The sequence below is a fragment of the Ensifer canadensis genome, from assembly GCF_017488845.2.
Lineage (GTDB): Bacteria > Pseudomonadota > Alphaproteobacteria > Rhizobiales > Rhizobiaceae > Ensifer > Ensifer canadensis.
Window position 1 is genome coordinate 2,210,920 of record NZ_CP083370.1, and the last position, 16,693, is coordinate 2,227,612.

Genomic DNA, 16,693 nt, shown 5'->3' on the forward strand with positions numbered 1-16,693 from the left:
GGTATATGTATGCACGACGCCCAAAAACTTCACCTAGTGGTCCTGGTTGGGAGCCTACGAAAACGATCTACCCATGCGGCGCTGGCGAGGTCCTTGGAAGGACTGGTCCCACCCGACACCCAAATCACGTTGCTCGGATCGGTCGGCGATATTCCTCACTATGACGCCGACCTTCAAGCGGAAGGGTTCCCGGCGGCCGTAACCGAAATGGCCCATGCGATCCGCTCAGCGGACGGAGTGATTGTGGTCACCCCCGAATACAACTACTCAGTCCCGGGCGTCCTCAAAAACGCACTCGATTGGCTGTCGCGGCTTCCAGAAGCGCCGTTCGGGGGCAAGCCAGTGTCACTGATGACCGGATCGCCAGGACCAATTGCCGGAGCCCGCGCTCAATATCACCTCCGCCAGATCATGGTCTTCCTCGACGCCCTCGTGTTCACGAAGCCAGAGGTGATGGTCGGGGGCATCAACACGAAGGTCGACGTTGACGCCGGAGTGATAACGGACGAGGCGACCCGAACCTTTGTGGCCAATCACCTGAATGCCTTTGCCAGTTTCGTGAAGCGATTTTCTCGATTGTGATGCTCGATGGCTCCTACCGCCAGGATGCGGCTGTGGGAGCAAACGGCTTGCGCTTCATCGTTCTTCCTGAATGTGCGCTGGGCCCCGCGCTGCTACGTCGAAACGAAGACCATCGTCATTTTCCGGCTGCGGCAGCGGTGGGAGCGTGGGGCATTCTATATTAGTCGCGAAACCTCCATCGCCGCAGCGCCGCATCGACTTCCTTCTCAATCGCGTCTTTGTCCGCACCTGACAACGCATCTTCGGCTGCTTTTCGAACCCACGATGGATCGCGGGTATCGTACCCCAACGGGTCATCGGTCGCCCGCATGAAGGCGTCTTTCGAAGCCGACGGCTCCGTTTCGGCCTCCGACGCCGTTTTTGCCGGCTCACCGCCCGATCGTTTGGAGACCAAGATACGTCGTCCGAGTGGACGAAATCCGATCTCGTCGAGACCAGACCCAAAAGAGCGGCCTTGGGGGCGTTGTTCCGCTCCTGGTTTTGACCCGCCTGGCCGAGAGCCCCGCCCCTTTCGGGAGCGACGTTTCTTTTTCATGTCTACGCTCCCATGCTGCGCGGAAGCTTTGCAAGGCTGACCGTCGGCCGACGGTGTCTTTCGACGATCTCCCGGACCTCGTCGCCGGACAGCGATCTCGCTTCGATCAAGCGTCCGGCGATCTCATCCAGCGCGGAGCGTCGGCCCCGAATAATCTCCTTGGCTCGCTCGAACTCGTTGGCGATGACGTCGTGCACACGTTTCCGCAATCCGGGGTCGCTGGCGCGGAGTGCCTCGAGGCGGCTCGGCGCATTGTCCGCGACCACCAACGTGTGTCCCATTCCCAGAGCGGCCTCCAGTAGGGTCGCGGTTCTGGTCACCGAATTCAGATCGGCATTATGGGAACCTGCCGCGCCGTCGAAGAATGCCTCGAACACCACGGTTTCGGCAGCGATGCCTCCCAAAGTCACGGCGATATCGTCGAGGTACGCAGCTCTGGTCCTGCGCATGTGCGGCGGCATCGCGTAGGTCGCACCGCCGACCTGATTGCCGTTCCCAGGGATGGCGTACCTGGCAATTTTGACGCTCACCAGTTCACCGAACCCGAGCTCAACGGCGACAATGGCGTGTCCGGCCTCGTGGACCGCGACGGAATGAAGGTAATCGGCCGGAAGCTCGGGTGCCGGCGGCAATTCTCCGACAATGTGCGCGCCGCCGAAGCTTGCCTTTCGTCGTCGCGCCGTTCGTTTTGCAAACCGCACGAGCTGCCCGATATCGGCTCCGGAATAGCCCTCGGTCGCAAGGGTGAACTGCTCGGCCTGGTTCGGATCGAGGTCGATGCCGATGTGATACTTCAGAATTGAACGTCGGGCATTTTCATCAGGCAGCGTCACTTCAAAATGCTGTCCAAGCCTGCCTGACCGGCGGATTGCCGGGTCGAGGTGATCCGGGTTGTTACACGCCGAGACGACGACAACCCCTTTGCGCCGTTTGAAGCCGTCCAGCAATTCAAGGAAACCGGCGATTGCGCCGCGCATGTAGCCACGGTTGCGGTCAGTTGCGCTTCGGTCTCCGAAAGTGTCGACCTCATCGATGAACAGAATCGCCGGAGCCTGTGCTTTGGCTTCATCAAAAGAGGCACGCATGGCTTTCAAATGGTCATCGAGGGAACCCGCCATCTGCCAGGCGGAAACAGAGCCGTAGATCAAAGGAACGTCGCAGGTCTTGGCCAGAGCACCGGCGAACATGGTTTTTCCCGAACCAGGCGGCCCGGAAATCAACACCCCGGCGTCGACCTCCTCCCACTGGATACGTTCCGCCTTGTAATCTGCCAAGTCGATCGCGAGGTCGTGCCCCCACTTCAGAAGCGCTCCGAACCCGTGCATTTCGTCAAGCGACGGCCCTTCGGGGTCTTTATTTACGGCAATGGTCGAAGCACGGGGATACTGGCGTAGCCGCTCCATCGCGGAAGCCGGCTGGCGACGGGTTTGGAAAGCCTGATGCAGTCGTGACCATGTCTCGGACAACAGAATTTCGACGTCCCTCTCGGACACAGGAATGCCGAAACGTCGCAGCGCCGCCTCTGCCTGCCTTCTCATCGGAGACATGACGCTCACCACGACATCGGCGAGCAGCCACGCCTCGGTGTCGAGCTGTCGGTCGGGCCCTGCGAAGAAAATCGCCTGGTCCTTGTTCAGGGCCACGATTTGGTCCCTATGGCGGTGCTCATCCCAAGCGGCGATACAGGGATTGTAATCCCGCTCCTCCCAGAGCCCCATCAGGAATACTTCGGCGGCTTGGGAGTAAATCGGCAAGTAGCAGTCGCCTTGAACTTGCAGGATCGCAATGAACTTCGAGTTCTTCCGATTCCGGGAGCGAAGCGCCGCCGCGATCGTGCAATAGGCCATGTAAACTGGCAGGGTAACAAACGGATCGTCGTTTGGTTTTGACAGCCTCCATGGGCAGCGAAACCGCTTGTCAGAACGTCTAGCCAACTGTGTGATCTCCCAGGTCGATTACAAGCCTCGGGTCGAAATCCAGGACTGGTTCGTCGGGGTAGCCTCGTGGGTTGCAGATCACCCGGGTGTCGACGATGGTGTAGTCACTTCGATTGTGCAGATGACCATGAACCCACGCGACCGGTTGGTATTTGGCGATGTCCGGCTCGAGATTTGAGACGAAGCTCGGTGTCAGCGGAGCGCCGACGAATTCCGGGGCAAGAGAAAGAACACTGGGTGCGTGGTGGGTCACGACGACCGTCGGGCCCACGTATTGCTCGTCAAGGGTGCATCGGATGAAGTGCTTGTCCATCTGATTGAAGCCGCTCGCATGGCCTGACGTGAACCGTCGAAATGGCTCCTTCGAAACCTTGATTTTGCGATAGTCGTTGAGCTCGGTCTGCGCACTGCGCATCGCCCACGTCATGTTGCCGTAGAGGTTGAAGTCGCTCCACAGCGTCGCGCCGACGAACCGATAGCCGCCCAGAGTGACCGCACGGCGGCTCAACACGTGGACGTTCGGGTAGCGTTCTGAAGCCGTGTCCAGCGCCTCCTTTAAGCCCTCGATGATCGAACTGCGATAGTACTCGTGATTGCCGGGGACCAGAATTACCGGCATCGACCGCGAGACGTGTTCGCCGAGATAGCGGACCGTCCTCGCAGGTCCTCCATCGCAGATGTCGCCGGCGCAGATACAGACATCAGCCTCAGGCACTGTCAGGGGAGCGACCTTTTCGTCGAACTCGGTGTGGAGATCGGAGAAAACCCAAGCCTTCATGACCGACCCGCGAGGCGTTCGCTCCAGTAGTCAGGGTCGACCCTTGTCCCGAGACGATACCAACGGGACATGGTCCGCGCGATCCCGCGCTCGGGATCGAAATAGAAAAGTTCGCTCGAGCATGCTGGCTTGCCGTCCAGTATGGTGGGGTGACCGAGCGGACGTCCGATCAGGCAAGGCACAGACCGCCTTCCCAGCGCCCAGCTGTTCATCGACGCTCCCGGGGCCAGCGCCTCAACACATCGATCGACGTTTTCGAGGTCGTCAGCGAGACGCCTAAGGCAGTCTACTAACGAGGCTTTTGGCATTCCATACCACTCCCGGAAAAGCGAATCACTGTTCTGCACTCGATGCCTCCAAGCCCATTGGCGCTTTTTTGACTCCATAGACATGCTTATAAACGATCTATGGGCAAAATAAAGACTCCAAAACACAGTTATTGACAACCAATTTGTCGAGCCCGCTTTTCGCCGACATGAAGACACCAACCACATCCGATGCACTCCGGGTCGCGCGAGCGCTTTTCGGAATCTCGATTCGAGAACTCTCCCCGCGTGTAGGGATAATGCGGAAGGCAATTGCGGCCGCGGAGTCTGGGACGTCCAAGGTTCTGGAGCACAACGTGCAGCTCATTCAGTTCTACGAGGCTGAAGGCATCGAATTTGTGGGCGATCTTTCGTTTGGAAAAGACGTGGGGCGTTCTGGTGCCCGATGGAAGGCCCCCGGCGATCTGTTTGCCGACGCAAGCGATCGAACGGGATTCCACAGCGAAAAGTTCGGCACTTCGTTCTCTGCCGCTAGAAGTTTGCTTGATCTAAAGCAAAGCGAAATTGCGGAACGAGCATCTCTTCCGCCAAGCACGGTTAGCGCCCTGGAAACCGGCACGCCGTGGCCAAGTTCCTCCGCGATCCTGCGCGACTTCTATGTGAACCAAGGCGTGGAGTTTCTTGGCTGGGGAGACGCAGGCTCGGGCTTGTTCTACGGTGTGGGCGTGCGGTGGTCACGAACTCCCGCAGAGAGCGCGAGCTAGGCGAACCGCATTGCTTCGTCGTGTACTCGTTTAATCACGGCCAGCCGACGAGCTAAAAGATCAGACAGCGACCGGTGCCTCAATCGGGGGATAGGGATCGTATCCAGTCACTACGAAGTCTTCGATCCGATATCCATCGATCGATGCTGGCTTGCGGGCCAGCGTCAGCTTCGGGAAAGGCCGGGGCACCCGCGTCAACTGCTCCTTAGCCTGGTCCACATGGTTCAAGTAAAGATGGACGTCTCCTCCGGACCACACCAGCTCGCCCACAGGGATGTCCACTTGTTGCGCAATCATCGCCAGCAAGGCCGCCTGCTGGCAGATGTTAAACGGATTTCCCAGCATATGGTCGCTCGATCTTTGGGTGACCATAAGCGACAATCTAGGCTGACCACTGTCCAGACCAGATACGTAGAATTGATAGACCATGTGACACGGATGGAGCGCCATTTGGTCCAGTTCGCCCACATTCCAGGCGTGAAATATCATGCGCCTGCTACTTGGATTGTTTCGCAGGGTCTCAATGATCGTCGCGATCTGATCGTGTTCTCGCCCACTCTGATCGATCCAGCGTCGCCATTGCTTCCCGTATACTGGCCCCAGATCGCCCCACGCCTCAGCGAATTCCTCATCGGCCACAACCTGGGCCTCGAATTCCTGCTGAGTTATCTCTATGCCCGTTTCCTTGCGGTAGCGGGCTAATGGCCAATCCGACCAAATTCGGACGTTCTCCCTGAGAAGAGATCGAATATTCGTCTGGCCGGTCAAAAACCATAACATCTCTTTGACGGCGGTTTTCCAATACACCCTTTTCGTGGTGTAGACGGGAAAGGTTCCATCTGAGAGATCGAAGCGCATCATAGCCCCGAACGTAGCGAGCGTTCCGACGCCAGTGCGGTCGATCCGTCGGTCTCCGTTTTCGAGAAGCCGCGTCATCAAATCCAGATATTGAAACTCGGGGTGTCTGGTCATGGCCATTCCAAATGTCATCGAATTCGTTTCGCAAAACACGGCACGTGAAGGTACCGGTACCATTTCGAGTATCACTCAATGAAATCGCGTACTTAACATCGAAGGTACCATAGTGATGTCGGAAAACAATTGCACGCCGAGGAAGATGTCGGCCGAACGCTGATAGAGCTGGCAGGAAAGCTTGCCGTCGGCGACATAGAACTGGAACAGGCAATGGCACGGCGGCAGGGCCATCTCGTCGACCAGCGCCGGGTTCCAGGCGGAAACGATATGACGGCGCGAGTTCGGATTGGTCTTCAGGCTTTCGACAAGACCGGCGATCTGGTCGATATGCCGCCCGTCCGGCGCCGGCCAGGAGCGCCACTGGTAGCCGTAGACGGGCCCGAGATCGCCGTTTTCGTCCGCCCATTCGTCCCAAATGCTGACGCCGTTTTCCTTGAGATAGGCGATATTGGTCTCGCCCTTCAGGAACCACAGCAGTTCGTGGATGATCGAGCGCAGGTGCAGCTTCTTGGTGGTCAGCACCGGGAAGCCTTGCGAAAGATCGAAACGCATCTGGTAGCCGAAGACCGAGCGCGTCCCCGTTCCCGTCCGGTCACCCCGGTCGGTTCCGCTGGTCATCACATGGTCGAGGAAGTCGAGATATTGCTGCATGGTCTGGCGCCGCCGATTCGTGTTGTCCCAAATTTAGGGTGAAGCCGGCGGCAAACCAATGTCCCGGGGGTGTTTATCCCGCATATTCAGCCGCGCTCAAAGCGGGATCAAGGAAAGTGCGCGCGGTTTTCCGCCTGCATCCCGCCTTCACAATGAACGTGATCTACAGCGTTTGCAGCTTACCGAGGTTCTTGGCCACCAGATAATAGAAGGTCACGCGTGACTTGGATCGATCTGCCGACATCGCCTTCGTCGTCGCCGAAATGGCCGCATCCGCTTCCGCACCCACGACGCCGAGCTTCTTCTCGCACCATTTTTCCCTAACGCGATCGAGTTCCTTGGGGTCCGTGGCCGACACGAGCGAGGAATCCTTGTTGCGCAGTGCAATGCCGAGATGGCGCACGATCTTGTTCACAACAGCTTCGTCGGCGCCGCTGTCATACTTCTGCACATCTGCGAGATAGTCAGTCATGATGCCTCCAGATTGATCTTGCTCGATAAACCGCAGCGCCCTTGCAGGCCGCGTGCAGCAGCCGGAGTTTTTCACGGCTGCCATTCATGTCAAGGCGTTTGGCATGTCAGGGGTTTTGGAAAAGCTGCGATATATCCGTGCTTTCCCCTTTTCTTCAGCGCCGGAAAGACCTATATGACAGATGCCGTCTTCGGGCGGCTATGGCAATAAACGGGCGGTGAAATAAACCCATTGGACCCGGGGGCGGTACCCGGCGCCTCCACCAAAAACCGGTCGAGATTTCGATGACCGGCTTTTGATGGGGGCGAAATAGGATCGACAAGGGCGTAAAGATCGACTTTTTGCTCGGCATTGTACCACCGTTATCGGGCTAAACTTATAGTTGCAAACGACAACTATGCTGAAGCACGTCTCGCTGCCTAACGGCGGTGCGACACTTCAAATCAAGTCCTTCCGGGTAGCACCGTAAGGCGGGGTCCGAAGGCACCTGGCAACAGAAGCCTTCACCTTCTCCCCCGCTTCGAAATGGTCTATAGATGCTTGAATAATTGACTCGTCATATCGAGACGGGCAATGGAAAGCCGACAGTAGAATTGAGTTCGAGAAAGACGGGAATCTCATGGGCCAGGACCACATTCGCTACGACATTCTGGCGCAGGACGCGCTTCGCGGCGTCATCCGCAAGGTGCTGACCGAGGTTGCGGCCACCGGCCACCTGCCCGGCGAGCACCATTTCTTCATCACCTTCCTGACCGGCGCGCCGGGTGTTCGCATCTCGCAGCACCTGAAATCCAAGTATCCCGAGCAGATGACCATCGTCGTGCAGCACCAGTTCTGGGAACTCAAGGTTTCCGAGGCCGGCTTCGAAATCGGCCTGTCCTTCTCCGATACGCCGGAGCGGCTGGTCATTCCGTTCAATGCCATTCGCGGCTTCTACGACCCCTCGGTCAATTTCGAACTCGAATTCGACGTGGCGACGGCCGAAGAGGAAGAGGCCGAATCGGCGGAGATCACCGCCTATCCCGTTCCTGAAACCGATGGCGAAGTGCCGCCCAAGGACCCGGAAAAATCCGGCGACGCCAAGAACGGCGGCGGCTCGGTGGTTTCGCTCGACTCCTTCCGCAAGAAGAACTGAGGCAAGCGAAAGGACGCGGCATGAGTGGTGACGTCGTCAATCTACGCCAGTTCCGCAAGCGCAATGCCCGCGCCGAAAAAGAAAAGCAGGCCGAACAGAACCGCATCTCGTTCGGCCGCACCAAGGCCGAGAAATCGCTGACCGACGCCTTGAATGCGAAGGCGGCAAAGGCCCTCGACCAGGGGCGCCGCGAACCTTCCGGCGATCGACCTGACGAGGCCGAGGACTGAAGCGCCGCGCGCACGAACGGCTGCGGAACGTTTAAAGCGTTACAGCGACCTTTGCGCGTCTAATAAGACGCGCGGCGCTGTAGAGATCGCGACGCGCTTTAGAACGTCGAACCCGGCGCACGACCTGCAAAAAAGCGATTCCGCTTCAATGACTTGCAGCAACGTCCCGAATCAAACCGCCAACGACTTGAATCAATTTGCGAGCTCCGGCGATGATCCGAAAACACTCCGCCACCTTGCACGGCCACCGCACCAGCTTCTCGCTGGAAGATCCGTTCTGGTTGGAGCTGAAGACGATCGCGGCCGCCCGCGCCATGCCGATCGCCCAACTGATCGTCGAGATCGACGATGCGCGTGGCGCCGACAGCAACCTGTCTTCGGCGCTCCGCGTCTACGTTCTCGACTGGATCAAGGCGAATATAGAGCTGTCAGCGGCCAGCGACACTTGACGGCTCTTCGCCTGGCTCATCGCGGCCGCTTCCGAATGTCTCGGTGAAGACGCCTGCAAGCCCCTCGCGCAGCTGGTTTGCCATCGCCCTGATGCCGCCCGGCCGACGCAAATACTCGACCAGGCAAACCCGGTTGCGCCCGGTATTCTTGGCGAGATAGAGCTGGTCGTCGGCGATCTTGAAGACATCCTCATAGTGGGCGGGATAGCTGAACAGCGCCACACCGACGCTGACAGTGACTGGCTCTGCGCCCGGCGCGATCGCCTGCCCGCGCTCGGCCACCGCCAACCGAATTCGCTCCGCCATCGCCCCTATCGTTTCGGGACGGGCATAGGGAACGAAAACGCCGAATTCCTCTCCGCCGAGGCGCCCCGTCAGGCCGCTACCGTCCACTGCCTGGCGCATCTCGGTTGCTATCGCCACCAATGCCTGATCGCCGGCCAGATGGCCGTGGCAATCGTTGATGCGTTTGAAGTGGTCGGCGTCCAGCACCATCAGCGCCGACGTCGGCGGAAACGGCTCGAGGTCCTGATCGGCAAAGAATGCGGTGACATCCGATGTGAAGGCGGCACGGTTGAGACAGCCCGTCAGGCCGTCATAGCGACTGGCCAGCGTCAGAAGATCGTTGGCAAGTGCCAACTGTTGGAGCTTGATGCCGATGAAGGCGAAAAGCGGGATGGCCAGCAGCAGCGGAATGAACAGCGCAAGGCGCATTGAGGTCGCCATCAGCTCGCCGCCGAACGGGACGATGTAGTAATAAGTGATGAGAAGGGCAACGGCCGTGCAGCCGGCAGTGCCTGAAAACGTCCAGTTCATGATCCAGATGATCGCGCGGCGATCAAGGCCCTGCTCCAGCGACTTCATGCCACCCCCCGTTGCAGGCCTCACTGTGAAGGCAGGATGCTAACTCCTGCTCAATCAATCCATTAGGATTTTAGGGGTCTCCCCATTTCAGCGCGCAAAAGCAGGCATTCGGCGCAGGAGCGGGATTGCCTTCACAAACCAGATGCATGCCTCAGCACCCGTCCCTGAACACACCAATCCGGGAAAATTTGAAGCACACGCCGACAGAAACATAGACTTGAGATTGCAACTGTGGCCCATCCCACCGGTTTCTGTGTGCTTGGCGCCACAGCTCGGGCATTTCGGTAACGCTTGATCCGGCAATAAACGCGAATGGGCTTGTTTAGACTGCACTAATTTCAAACAATCATACAGTTGCCAGCGCATGAGAGTCGCTGGCTGGACAGGAGAGGGAGGAACCCATGAAGCTCTATGCTCGTATCGGTCTGGCCACGTGTTTGACTTTGTCATCGGCCGCCATCGCCAGCGCCGCCGATATCGCACCCCTTCTTGCACCCACAGCCCAACAGCAGGAGACGGAGAGCGGCTGGAAGTTCACCGTTGCACCCTACTTCTGGATGGCGGGCCTGACGGGCGACACCGCCCAGTTCGGTCTCCCTGAGGTGCACATCGATTCAAGCTTCGGAGATATCTGGGACCATCTCGATTTCGCTTTCATGGCGACGGGCGAAGCCCGCAACGGGCCCTACAGCATCTTCGGCGACGTGATCTATACCGACCTTTCCGCCGACGGCCACACGCCGAACGGCATTCTTGCCAATAGCGTCGATGTGAAATCGAAGACCTTTGCCGGATTGCTTGGCGTCGGTTATGCGATCTACGAAGATCAATCGTCCAACCTGGATTTCGTCGGCGGCCTGAAAGTCTGGTCGGTTGATTCGACGCTTTCGTTCTCAGGCGGCCTGCTCAACGGTAGGAAACGCGAAGACAGTGCGACATGGGTCGATGCGGTCGCGGGCTTGCGCGGCGCCTATTACTTCACGCCCGAGTTCTATATGACCGGCTGGGGGCTGGTCGGTGCGGGCGGCGCGGATCTCGACTGGGATGCAGCGCTCGGTCTCGGCTACAAGTTCACGGATACGATCTCAGTCGTCGCCGGCTACCGCGCACTCGGCGTCGACTACAGCGACGACGGCTTCAAGTTCGACGCCGTGCAACACGGACCGATCCTCGGCGTTGCCATCCACTTCTGAACCGGGACGCGGCGACGCTTCGCAATCCTGGCCGAAAGATTCTATGCTCCAATGCGAGCTGGAGACCCAAGCATTTCCAGGAAAAGTGCGAGGCGGTTTTCCGTCAGGAAATGCGTAAGAACAAAGAGACAGAGCATTTCTGCGACTCCGCTTAAACTGGAAACGATCCAAGCGTGATCGTCCGGTGTGAGCACGCGGGCGACAAACCGCACAGCTGCACGCCCGACGGCACGCACAGCTACAGCGACCTTTGCGCGTCTTATTAGACGGGCAAAGGTCGCTGTAGCACTTTGAATTGCTGCCTGTTGTTATCCTTAAATCGAATAGGATTTAAGGAACCATGCAGTAGGCCAACGCCTATGCGGCGCGCAACCGCGATGCCGGCAAGACTATTGCACGGTAATGTCGGGCAAGACGTCGAAATTCAGCCCCTGGCCGCCCGGTTTCTGCGGGCCTTCGACGGTACCTGTATTCGGCTGCGCCTGCGCTGGCGCGCCCAGCTGCTGTTGCTGCTGGCGTTCGCGTTCGGCCTGAGCAGCCTCTTCCGCCGCCTTGCGGGCCGCCTCGGCGCGGGCGGCGAGATCCGCCTTCACCCGCTCCGCCTCGACTGCCGCAGCGGCGCGGCGCCGTTCTTCGGCGATCGCCCGCAGGCGCTCGACTTCACGCTGCTGCGCCTTTGCCTTGTAGAGCTGCACCTCGCGGCGCAGCCGCTGCTTCTCAAGCACGTTGGCCTGCAGCGTCTCGACGCGCCGGCGCTCGCGCTCGAAGGCCCGAAGCGAGAGGAAATTCGAGAGATCGGCAACATCGAGGCTGACGCCTGGCGATGCCAGCAGTCCCGCGAAGCCGAGCCGCACGCGCGGCTCAGCGCCAGCAAGCGCCTCGTCACCCGGACGGAAAGTCATGTCGATGCCGGCATCGATGCGTTCTGCCGCAAGGTCGAGCGACGCCTCGCCGGCAAAAGCTGCGTTGCCGTCGGCGGCCGTCACGTTCTGTGCCCGCAGCACGCCGCCGGCGATGCTGAAGGGCACCTTGACCACACCGACGACCGACTGGCCCGAAAACACCGTCGCCTCCGCCGCCTGGCGGATCGCGTCAGCTGAAATCTCCATCTTCAGCGCATCGGCAGTCGCCATCAACTGCGGCAGGGCGGCGCTGTTGATGCCGTTGAGTGTCACGCCGTTGAAGGTCGCAGTGCCCGAGCCGCTTGCCGAATGCGCCATGGCTTGCGCGTTCGCGCCCGATGCCTCCAGCGCCACGGACAGGTCGAAGGTGCCGGTGGCAACCGGCGCGCCTGCCCGCATCCAGCCCGCCTGCGCCAGATCGCCGCCCTTGACGTCGAGACGCGAGCGCAGGAAGCCGGAACCGTTGGCATTGCCGATCTGCACCCGGCCCTCAAGTTTGCCGCCGAGCCAGTCGCCGGTCGCGTCGGTGAAGGCGATCTCGTCGCCCTTCCATTCCATCTTGCCGACAAAATTTCCAACGGCGCCGTAGAAGCCCGGCCAGAAATTGGCCGCCTGCACATCCAGGGCCACGTTGAGGCCGGTCCAGGCCGCCTGGGCGACCGGCGTTTTCGACAGCGCGCCGGTCGACATGTCCTGAACCTGGCCGAGGATGCCCTCGGCGAGCCAGGCGAGATCGAGCGTTGCAAGGTTGATCTGGCCCTCCGCCTTGCCCGGCACCTTGCGGTCGATCGTCAGCGCGCCTGCAAAGCCGTTGTTATCCGCCTTGCCTTCGACCGTTGTAAGGGCGATCGCCTCCGGTGTCGTCGCCACGTCGGCCGAAACAGAGATCGGCAGGCCACTGCCCGTCTGTGGCAGGGCGATGCCCTGCTGCAGCAGATAAGGTTCGAGGTCTTCCGTCTGCAGCGTCAGCTTGGCCTGGCCCTCGAGGAAATGGTCGCGCGAAAGATCGAAGCTGCCCTTGGCGGCAAGCGCCGTCTTCTCAGTGGTAAAGGTCACCGTGCCATTGGCGTTGGAGCCATCGGTGCTCTGCAGCTTGACCGAGAGGATGCCGTTGGCGTCCGCATCGAATGGCAGCGGATCGAACCCGGCCTGGCCGAGCAGCAACAGCGTCTGCGGGTTTTCGAGCGTCGCTTCGAGCAGCATGCCCTTGCCGGCAAGCGCCTGGGCCATGTCGGGCGCCTGATAGCTGGCGGCGATCTTGGTGCCGTTGGCCGTGCCGAAGATGCCGAAGGTCGCGGGCGCGTTGCCTTCCTTGTTGCCGGCGGTCAGCGTCACGTCGAAGGCGGCGTCCGTGTAGTACGGGCCAGCCTTGGTCAGCCGACGAAGGGCCGGATGATCGACGGCGTGCCGGCCGATCATTTCCAGGAACGGCGTCAGATCGTTGGCCGCGAGCTTCATCTTGGCCGAAATGACGGGCTTTGCGAGATCGCCGCTGGCGCGGCCGGAAAAGGCAAGCTGCGCGCCGGCAAGCGAGCCGATCGCCACGCGCTCGGCCTGTAGCTGGCCGTTCTTGAGCGTCACCACCGCCTGAACGTCGCGGGCATCTTCGCCGAAGGCGGAGAACTCGTCGGCCGAAAGGTCGGCAGCGATCGCGTGCTGCATCAATGTCGAGGTCGAGGCATCGCCGGCGACGAGGCCAGCCAGCGCCTGCAAGGCTTCGAGATCGATGCGGTTGCCGTTTAGCTGCAGCGAAAGGTTCGGCTGCTGCTCGGCGAAGGACTGGCGCTCGAGCCGCCCCTTGAGGCTGGCATCGCCGGCCGCGACTTCAAGGTTTTCGAACTGCTGCAGCGTGTCGGTCAGGTTGACGGTTGCCGAAAAACCCGCGGTCTTCAGCTTGCGGATGGCCGGGTCGACAGAGCCGGCCAGCCAGCTCGCCAGCCCCGACGGCTGGTTGGACGCGAGCAGCAGGTCGCCGCGGAAGGAGCGCTGACCCTTGAGGTTGAGCCGTCCCTTGGCCTCGAGCTGGGTGCGACCGGGCAGAAGCGCCACGACATTGTCGATTACCCATCCGGCGCCATCAGGCTGTACGTCGATGCGCACGTCGCGCACCGTCGTATCGCCGATGACGATCGCCGGCAGCTTCAAACTGGCCCTGCCCGGCACCTGCGGAATGGGAATGTCGGCAGCGATCGCCAGCATCGCTTCCAGCCGCTGGCGCATGGAGATCGCCGGGTCGCGCCCGGTCTTGCCGTTGCTGCCGGAATTGCCGATGCGGCTGACGTCGATCTGCTGGCCGTCGGCAATTAGCAGGAACTTCTGCTCCTTGCCGGTGTCGAGCGTCGCCTCGCCGGTCACCACGTAAGGATCATCCGAAGGACCGACCTCGAAGCGATACTCCGGCACACGGATGCTCTCATTGGTCAGCTGGAAATCGCCGTTGATGCGCAGCGGCGCATGGTCGTCGACTTCTTTGGCCTCGCCCTGCGGGCGGTTTTCGGTCAGCGTGAAGCGGCCGCCGTAAAGCGGCTTGAAGTCGACGATCTTCAGCGCGCCATCGAGCTCGACGCCGAATGGACGCTTGTCCGGCGTCACCCGCGCCTTGAGGCTGAGCGCGCCCGCCTCGTCCACCTTGTTACTGGCAAAGGCAAAACTGCCGGCCTCGCCGTCCAATGCCGCACGACCTTCGACCTTCCAGGGGCCGGCCAGCGACCGGGCCGAAAGATCGGCGGCAAGGTCGGTCACGCGCCGGGTGCGGCCGGTCTGCTCGTCGATGAATTCGATCTCGCCCTGGGTGATCTCTACGTTTTCAAGCACCACCGTCTTGGCGGGGATCGCCGTGCGCGTACCACGCGCCCAGTCGAGCGTACCGTCGGAAAGCAGCCGGACCTTGGCCTTGGGCCGGTCGAGGCGCATGTCGAAGATTAGCGCTTCGCCACTCAGGAACGGCGCAAGCTCCGCGCTCATCGAGAATTGTTCGACCTGGATCAGCGGTTCGCGCGCATCGCTGCCGCCGACACGCACGTCGTTGAGCGTCACGGTCGGGAACGGGATCAGGCGTGCGTCGACGCGGCCGTGCACGACGACGGGTTTGCCCATGATGCGGCTAGCCTCGCGCTCGAATTCCTTGCGGAAACCCGTCCAGTCGATGAACCACGGGGCGATCAGCGCCGCAAAGAGCGCAACAACCACAAGACCGCCGATGGCAACCAGAATTCGCGAAAGCACCGTGCCTACATTCCCATCAAGTTCTCGGGGCGCCTGTCGACGCCGTCTGCGTCCATATGAACGCCAAAGGGACGTTTCCGTCCATTACAATTGCGCGGGCGCGCCCGCCTTTGCCCCAAAGGGGTAGTGGCCGCGCGGCCGCGTGTCCCCTCGCCCGTCGTCTCGCGTCAGGCGAAGATCTTGCCGGGGTTGAAGATATTCTGCGGGTCGAGAGAACGCTTGACCTGCCGCATCAGATCCAGCGCGTCGCCGAGTTCGGCTTCGAGGAACGGCATCTTGCCCTGACCGATGCCGTGTTCGCCGGTGCAGGTCCCGTCCATCGACAGCGCCCGCGCATTCAGCCGCTCGACGAAGGCCTCGGCCCGCGCCACGTCGGCGGCGTCCTTGTCGTCAAACAGCAGGCCGACGTGGAAGTTGCCGTCGCCCGCGTGGCCGACGATCGGTGCCGTCAGACCGTGCTGGGCGATGTCGTCATGGGTCGCCGCAACGCAATCGGCCAGCCGCGAGATCGGCACACAGACATCGGTGGAGAGAATTGCAGCCCCGGGGATCAGGCTCTTCTGGGCCCAGTAGGCGTTGTGCCGCGCCTTCCACAGCCGCGCCCGCTCTTCCGGGTTGGTCGTCCAGATGAAGCCGCTAGAGCCGAATTCCGACGCAATTTCGGCAAAGTGCCGCGATTGCATCTCGACGCTCTCGCTGTTCCCATGGAATTCGACAAAAAGCGTCGGCGTTTCCTCATAGGAAAGGCCGGAGTAGCCGTTGCACGCCTTCATCTGCAAAGCGTCCAACAGCTCGATGCGGGCGACCGGAATGCCGGACTGGATCGTCAGGATCACCGCGTTGCAGGCATCGGCAATCGTCGGGAACGGGCAGACGCCGCCGGAGATGACCTCGGGAATGCCCTGCAGCCGGAGCGTGATCGAGGTGATGACGCCGAGCGTGCCCTCGGCCCCGACGAAGAGCCGGGTCAGGTCATAGCCGGCAGACGACTTGCGTGCCCGATGCGCGGTGCGCACCTCGCGCCCGTCTGATGTCACCACCGTCAGCGCCAGCACATTGTCCTTCATCGTGCCGTAGCGCACCGCGTTGGTGCCGGACGCCCGCGTCGAGGCCATGCCGCCGATCGAGGCGTTGGCGCCGGGATCGATCGGGAAGAACAGGCCGGTGTCGCGCAGATAGGTGTTCAGCTCCTCGCGGGTGATGCCGGGCTCGACCCGGCAATCCAAGTCTTCCGCGTTGACCTCGAGCACCCGGTTCATCCGCATCATGTCGACGGAAATGCCACCGTTCGGCGCGTTGACGTGGCCCTCGAGCGAGGATCCGGTGCCAAAGGGAATGAGCGGCACGGCATTTGCGGCTGCGATCGCAACGATCTCGCGCACCTCGTCGGCACTCTCGGGGAAGACGACGCCATCGGGAAGCTGCGCCGGGATGTAGGTGGTGGTGTGGGCATGCTGGGCACGGATCGCTTCGCCCGTCTGGAACCGATCGCCGAATCGGGCAGCAAGCTGCCCCTTTGCGGTTTCGATCCCGGTTTCGTTTCTCGAGCCAGCTCTGATCGCCTTCAATGCCACGGAAAACGTCCCTTCTTCATGCCATTCGCGCTGCCCCATTCCGACATAGGGGAAGCGCTTTCATTTCAAGGCGCTACTGTGCAAATCGGAATCACTTTGTCCAGACGTTCACGCAGTCTCCGGCAGACTATCGCGTGAAAACGCCGCTGGTGAGACCTGAG

General features: G+C 60.9%; 14 protein-coding genes, 1 other RNA gene and 1 pseudogene. 7 read left to right on the forward strand and 9 right to left on the reverse strand.

Annotated features, from left to right (window positions below):
* The first annotated feature begins 93 nt into the window (after window positions 1-93).
* A complete protein-coding gene (locus tag J3R84_RS10830; protein WP_239637556.1) occupies window positions 94-582 on the forward strand; it encodes an NADPH-dependent FMN reductase in 489 nt (162 codons plus the stop codon).
* A 160-nt stretch (window positions 583-742) separates the two neighbouring features.
* Here J3R84_RS10830 and J3R84_RS10835 read toward each other — a convergent pair whose 3' ends face one another.
* From J3R84_RS10835 to J3R84_RS10845, 3 genes are read right to left on the reverse strand one after another with little or no spacing between them, the layout of a single operon-like run.
* Complete coding sequence (locus J3R84_RS10835; protein WP_203528272.1) at window positions 743-1,117, reverse strand: hypothetical protein; 375 nt, start codon at window positions 1,115-1,117, stop codon at window positions 743-745.
* 2 nt (window positions 1,118-1,119) lie between these two features.
* Entirely contained in the window at window positions 1,120-3,051 is a 1,932-nt protein-coding gene (locus J3R84_RS10840; RefSeq protein ID WP_225906332.1) for an AAA family ATPase, read from the reverse strand.
* The gene (locus tag J3R84_RS10845) at window positions 3,044-3,832 is read right to left on the reverse strand and encodes a metallophosphoesterase (RefSeq protein ID WP_203528270.1); all 789 of its coding nucleotides are present in this window, start codon (window positions 3,830-3,832) and stop codon (window positions 3,044-3,046) included. The genes J3R84_RS10840 and J3R84_RS10845 overlap by 8 nt, the downstream gene beginning before the upstream one ends.
* A gap of 622 nt (window positions 3,833-4,454) precedes the next feature.
* Here J3R84_RS10845 and J3R84_RS10850 point away from each other — a divergent pair.
* Entirely contained in the window at window positions 4,455-4,862 is a 408-nt protein-coding gene (locus tag J3R84_RS10850) for a helix-turn-helix domain-containing protein (protein ID WP_203528268.1), read from the forward strand.
* A gap of 60 nt (window positions 4,863-4,922) precedes the next feature.
* On the opposite strand, the gene thyA is transcribed toward J3R84_RS10850, so the two are convergent.
* From thyA to J3R84_RS10865, 3 genes and pseudogenes are all read right to left on the reverse strand, one after another.
* A complete protein-coding gene (thyA, locus tag J3R84_RS10855) occupies window positions 4,923-5,834 on the reverse strand; it encodes a thymidylate synthase (RefSeq protein ID WP_203528266.1) in 912 nt (303 codons plus the stop codon).
* A gap of 132 nt (window positions 5,835-5,966) precedes the next feature.
* Window positions 5,967-6,488 (reverse strand): annotated as a pseudogene (locus J3R84_RS10860) (thymidylate synthase); the annotation flags it as partial.
* A gap of 163 nt (window positions 6,489-6,651) precedes the next feature.
* The gene (locus J3R84_RS10865) at window positions 6,652-6,960 is read right to left on the reverse strand and encodes a DUF2853 family protein (protein WP_025427676.1); all 309 of its coding nucleotides are present in this window, start codon (window positions 6,958-6,960) and stop codon (window positions 6,652-6,654) included.
* A 144-nt stretch (window positions 6,961-7,104) separates the two neighbouring features.
* Here J3R84_RS10865 and ssrA point away from each other — a divergent pair.
* The 4 genes from ssrA (at window position 7,105) to J3R84_RS10885 (ending at window position 8,774) form a co-directional block, all read left to right on the forward strand.
* Window positions 7,105-7,468, forward strand: a transfer-messenger RNA (tmRNA) gene (gene ssrA, locus J3R84_RS10870).
* Between the two features lie 111 nt (window positions 7,469-7,579).
* Entirely contained in the window at window positions 7,580-8,095 is a 516-nt protein-coding gene (locus J3R84_RS10875; RefSeq protein ID WP_025427677.1) for an SspB family protein, read from the forward strand.
* Between the two features lie 20 nt (window positions 8,096-8,115).
* Window positions 8,116-8,325 carry a DUF4169 family protein gene (locus tag J3R84_RS10880; protein ID WP_025427678.1) on the forward strand — a complete coding sequence of 70 codons (210 nt, stop codon included), beginning with the start codon at window positions 8,116-8,118 and terminating at the stop codon, window positions 8,323-8,325.
* Between the two features lie 212 nt (window positions 8,326-8,537).
* Complete coding sequence (locus tag J3R84_RS10885) at window positions 8,538-8,774, forward strand: ribbon-helix-helix domain-containing protein (protein WP_025427679.1); 237 nt, start codon at window positions 8,538-8,540, stop codon at window positions 8,772-8,774.
* On the opposite strand, the gene J3R84_RS10890 is transcribed toward J3R84_RS10885, so the two are convergent.
* Window positions 8,754-9,638, reverse strand: a complete 885-nt coding sequence (locus J3R84_RS10890) for a GGDEF domain-containing protein (RefSeq protein ID WP_025427680.1) — start codon at window positions 9,636-9,638, stop codon at window positions 8,754-8,756. The genes J3R84_RS10885 and J3R84_RS10890 overlap by 21 nt on opposite strands.
* Before the next feature lie 401 nt (window positions 9,639-10,039).
* On the opposite strand from J3R84_RS10890, the gene J3R84_RS10895 reads away from it, so the two are divergent.
* The gene (locus J3R84_RS10895) at window positions 10,040-10,831 is read left to right on the forward strand and encodes a hypothetical protein (protein WP_025427681.1); all 792 of its coding nucleotides are present in this window, start codon (window positions 10,040-10,042) and stop codon (window positions 10,829-10,831) included.
* Between the two features lie 389 nt (window positions 10,832-11,220).
* On the opposite strand, the gene J3R84_RS10900 is transcribed toward J3R84_RS10895, so the two are convergent.
* Window positions 11,221-14,958 carry an AsmA family protein gene (locus J3R84_RS10900; RefSeq protein ID WP_025427682.1) on the reverse strand — a complete coding sequence of 1,246 codons (3,738 nt, stop codon included), beginning with the start codon at window positions 14,956-14,958 and terminating at the stop codon, window positions 11,221-11,223.
* 167 nt (window positions 14,959-15,125) lie between these two features.
* Complete coding sequence (locus J3R84_RS10905) at window positions 15,126-16,532, reverse strand: FAD-binding oxidoreductase (RefSeq protein ID WP_203528264.1); 1,407 nt, start codon at window positions 16,530-16,532, stop codon at window positions 15,126-15,128.
* Between the last annotated feature and the right edge of the window lie 161 nt (window positions 16,533-16,693).